Origin of the sequence: Mesorhizobium waimense (assembly GCF_003601975.1) — a bacterium.
In the GTDB taxonomy this organism is placed as follows: Bacteria; Pseudomonadota; Alphaproteobacteria; order Rhizobiales; family Rhizobiaceae; genus Mesorhizobium; species Mesorhizobium waimense.
Genome location: NZ_QZWZ01000113.1, coordinates 1 through 4,305 on the forward strand (window position 1 = coordinate 1; position 4,305 = coordinate 4,305).

3 protein-coding genes and 1 pseudogene are annotated in these 4,305 nt (G+C 59.5%); 2 read left to right on the top strand and 2 right to left on the bottom strand.

Annotated elements, in window-relative coordinates:
* Positions 1-375: 375 nt before the first annotated feature.
* Positions 376-1,262 (bottom strand): annotated as a pseudogene (locus D3227_RS39710) (IS5 family transposase); the annotation flags it as partial.
* Between the two features lie 268 nt (positions 1,263-1,530).
* Between D3227_RS39710 and ectB the strand changes: the two are divergent.
* Both ectB and D3227_RS39720 read left to right on the top strand, forming a co-directional pair.
* A complete protein-coding gene (gene ectB / locus D3227_RS39715) occupies positions 1,531-3,426 on the top strand; it encodes a diaminobutyrate--2-oxoglutarate transaminase (protein ID WP_120019395.1) in 1,896 nt (631 codons plus the stop codon).
* Between the two features lie 10 nt (positions 3,427-3,436).
* Entirely contained in the window at positions 3,437-3,829 is a 393-nt protein-coding gene (locus D3227_RS39720) for an ectoine synthase (protein WP_120019396.1), read from the top strand.
* Positions 3,830-3,928: 99 nt separating this feature from the next.
* On the opposite strand, the gene D3227_RS39725 is transcribed toward D3227_RS39720, so the two are convergent.
* The coding region (locus D3227_RS39725) for an IS5 family transposase (RefSeq protein WP_120019397.1) at positions 3,929-4,305 on the bottom strand (377 nt) is incomplete at its 5' end.

A 4,305-nucleotide genomic window follows, 5' to 3' on the forward strand; every position in this document is an offset into this window, starting at 1 on the left:
TCGGCAGCTGCCATTCACCTCCACCGCCTCCAGGCCATGGCGGCGTGGAAGACCATGACCGGAACGCTCGCCTGAATTCTGCAGCAGCGGCCTTAATCCGATCTATCTCAGATAACGTGACAAGCCCCCCAACTGATATAGCCGGGATGGGCGTCCGGGATGCATGCGAGCCATTCATTGGGCTCACGTTTACGGACCTGTTTCTTTCCGTCGACGGTCCTGCGGTAAAGACGCTGGCCATAGGCATAGACGCTCGCGAAGCGAGGATTGTGCAGCGTGCGTACCCTCATCTTTCACGCAGCTTCTCAGCATGTTGTCAGTTCACCATCGAACCTCCTTCTGCTTGCTGCAGCACACTATGGATGGAAACTAGCTAAAACGACCGGGCCGCAGACGCCGCCCGATGAGGGCCTTGTATCGCCCGATGGCGATCTCGACCAGCGCGCGCTTACCATAGCCGGTGGTGGCCTGCCATTTCATTCGACCGTCTCTGCCGATTGTTGTGATATGCAGATCCCTTTGGCCGGGAGGTTCGGTGTCGGCGCGCTCGACCGCGTTAGCACGCGGCGGAATAACGATCACAGCGCCAGCGCTGTGGTTGATGACAGCGTCGTAGGTCGGCTTTCCATCATAGGCGCCGTCGGCGGTGAACTGTCCGACCGAGCGACTGATCTGGTCGAGCAACGGGGCCACCTGCGAGGCATCGCCTGTGTCCCATTCGGTCATCGCGCGGGCGATGATCTTGCCGCTATCGGCATCCAGAGCCAGATGGAGTTTGCGCCAACCGCGGCGGGATCTGGCGCCATGCTTCTCTTCAAGCCATTGGCCTGCGCCGTAAACCTGAAGGCCAGTGCTGTCGACAAGAACATGTACCGGGCCGTCCGGCGCAACCTGGCGATCATGCCGGCTGTTGACAGATCGCCATGTCCGCGCTCGCCGGCTCAGGGTGGTATGATCGGGGACGGAGAGATCCAGACCCATCAATTGCAGCACCGATCCCAGCAATCCTTCTGTCTGGCGCAGACGCAGCCCGAATACCAGGCCCAACGTCAAGGCGGCTTCGATCGCCAGATCGGAATAGCGGGGCTGCCCACCTCTTGTCTTGCGTCTTGGCGCTTGCCACGACACAAGGGCTTCCGGCGTCAGCCACAGGGTCAAGCTACCGCGTCGGCAGAGCCCCGCCTCATACTCTTGCCAGTTCGTCACCCTGCACTTCATCTTGCCGATGTGTTGGCGGCGGGGGCATTGTGTTTGAAAGGCATGGCTGCGACAGACCGATTAGTGAGCTTCCCGCCCGCCTACGCCAATGCGATTAATGATCCGCGCACCAACGTCCAACTGCTGTCGAGTTTGTCGGACCCGCGACACATTGTTTCGCCCTGGTTGCCGGCCGCACTCCGGGTCAAGTCATTGAACAAAACTCAGAAAATATTTCTACGGCACCCGCGGCGCAATCGGCATGACTTTTGAGAAGTCCTCTTCGTGAAACGCGACGTGGGGCGGCTCTGGTGTTTTGCCTGGAGGATTCGAATGGTCAGTAATAGCCAGAGTTTCTCGTTGCCACACCACGTCCAACGAGTGAGTTTCCAAAGACCGAACGAGATTCATGCAGCCGAGGTGTGGGAACTCATCGCGAAGTGCCCGCCACTGGACCGCAACTCCCTGTACTGCGAGCTCCTGCTCTGCACTGATTTCGCCGACACCTGCGTGCTCGCTGAGCATGCTGGGGCGGTGGTTGGGTGGATGTCGGCTTATCGGCGGCCGAGCGAGCCCTCGACGCTCTTTGTTTGGCAGATTGCCGTGCATCCTGAGATACGTAACGCAGGGGTGGGCAAGGGCCTGATCATCTCAGCCCTGAACAGGCCATGTTGCGAGAGCGTGACGCACATCAAGGCCACGGTCACGCTCAGCAACCGGGCGTCCATGTCGTTCTTCGCAGGTGTGGCGCGGAATCTACGCGCGCCAATCCGGCAGGCTCTGTGCTTCGACCGAGACATCCATTTTAAGGGACAGCAGGAGAGCGAGCATACGATAGCTATCGGCCCCATTGTACGCTCCATCAGCCCTGCAGGCATCCCCGCCGATCCGCCCCTACCCAACTTAGATAAGGAGGCAACGATGACTGACCAAAGTGCGCCGGATCGCGAGGAGGAATTTGCGATCTTCAACCATCTCGAGTCAGAAGTTCGCAGCTACGCCCGCAGTTTTCCCGTCGTTTTCGCGACGGCACGAGGGGCCCAGCTGTTTGCGCGCGATGGGACAGCCTATCTCGACTTTCTCATGGGTTGCTCGAGTTTAAATTATGGGCACAATCCCCCGGAGCTGAAGTCCGCGCTCGCAGATTACATTGCGAGTGACGGCATCACGCATGGCCTCGATCTCTATAACGAAGCCAAGGAGTCTTTTCTGCGAGAATTCCATGAGACGATCCTTAGGCCGCGACAACTAGACTACGTCGTACAGTTTCCGGGTCCGACCGGCGCCAACGCGGTCGAGGCTGCCCTCAAGCTAGCCCGCAAAATCACTGGGCGCTCCAACATCATAGCTTTCACCAACGGCTTTCATGGCGTGAGCCTCGGCGCTCTCTCATGCACCGGCAATCGTTACCACCGCGCAGCCGCCGGCCAGCTGCTCGGCGGCGTCACACGGCTACCCTATGATGGCTATCTTGGATCCAGTGTAGACACCGCCGACTACCTTGATCGCCTGCTCTCGGATCCCTCCAGCGGCGTGGACGCCCCGGCGGCGGTGATTGTCGAGACAGTTCAGGGCGAAGGCGGCCTGAACGTCGCCGGCACAGAGTGGCTGCAAAAGGTGGCGGCCATTGCGCGCAGGCACGGAGCTCTGCTGATCGTCGATGACATTCAGGCGGGTGTCGGCCGGACTGATGGATTCTTCAGCTTCGAAAAATCGGGGCTTCGTCCGGACATCGTCACGATGGCGAAATCGATATCGGGCTACGGCTTGCCTTTGGCCCTCGTCCTAATTGATCGAAAACTCGACAAGTGGGAACCGGGAGAGCACAACGGGACGTTCCGCGGTAATTGCCATGCTTTCGTCACCGCCCGGGCAGCCCTAGAGCACTTCTGGCGGACAGACAGCTTGGCAGCGTCTGTCAGGGAGAAAGGCAACCTGCTGAAAAGCCGCCTTGAGCAGATCGCGCAGAAGTACGACCCAAGCCGAGTGTCAATTAAGGGTCGTGGTATGATGCAAGGCATCGATCTCAAGTCTGGCGAGGTTGCGGGGCAGGTCATTAGTACCGCCTTCCAGAGGGGCCTCATTGTCGAGACCTCTGGTCCCAAAGACGAGGTCGTAAAGTGTCTGCCACCTCTTGTCATTGAGGAGGATCGGCTTAGCCAAGGCCTCGACATCCTCGAGGACGCTATCGATAGCGTAATCGGCGGCACAGTGAAAACGGCAGCGTAAGGGGCAAATCATGATCGTCAGGGATTTCAATGAGGAGAAACTGACAGCCCGGCGGGTCCAGACGCCGAGCTGGGAAAGCGTGCGGTTGCTCCTCAAGAACGATGGGATGGGCTTCTCCTTCCATATCACCACAATCCAGCCGGGCGCTCGCCTCAAGATGCATTATCGGAACCACCTTGAGGCGGTCTACTGTATTTCTGGAACGGGTTCCATCGAGGATCTCCAGGCGGATGCGGTCCATGTCGTGCGACCGGGCATCATTTACGCGCTCGACAAGCATGATGCTCACCTGCTGTGTGCCGAGACCGAATTGGTGTTGGCCTGCGTCTTCGACCCTCCGTTGACCGGCAGCGAGGTGCATGATGACACCGGCGCCTATCCTCTCGACCCCGAGGCGATCTGATGTCGTCACAGAGAAGGTTGATGAGCGTCGACATCGAGCGTATTCGGCTCTTCGCCTCTTCGCCGTCGCTCGTCATGCTAGGGCGTAGTGACGATTTAACTATTTGAGCCAGATTGCGATGGCGGCGAGTTTGACGAAGCCCATGAAGTTGGCGAGCAATTTGTCGTACCGGGTTGCGACGCGCCTGAACTGCTTGAGTTTGCTGAAGAAGCGCTCGATGCGGTTGCGCTCCTTGTAGAGATCGCGGTCGTATGGCCGCTGGGCCTTGCGGTTGCGCTTGGGCGGGATGACGACCTCTGCGCCCTGTTCAGTGATCCTGTCAACGAGGTGATCGGCGTCGTATCCCTTGTCGGCGATGGCGGCATCGGCGTCGATACCGTCGATCAGGTCGTGGGCCAAGGCGATGTCGTTGCGCTGGCCGGGGGTGCCGATCAGGCGGATGGGAAGGCCGAGCGCCTCGGTGGCGGCGTGGATCT

What these genes read in the sequence shown, in the direction of transcription:
- ectB (WP_120019395.1), top strand. Translation starts at nt 1,531, where the DNA reads ATGGTCAGTAATAGCCAGAGTTTCTCGTTGCCACACCACGTCCAACGA.
- D3227_RS39720 (WP_120019396.1), top strand. Translation starts at nt 3,437, where the DNA reads ATGATCGTCAGGGATTTCAATGAGGAGAAACTGACAGCCCGGCGGGTC.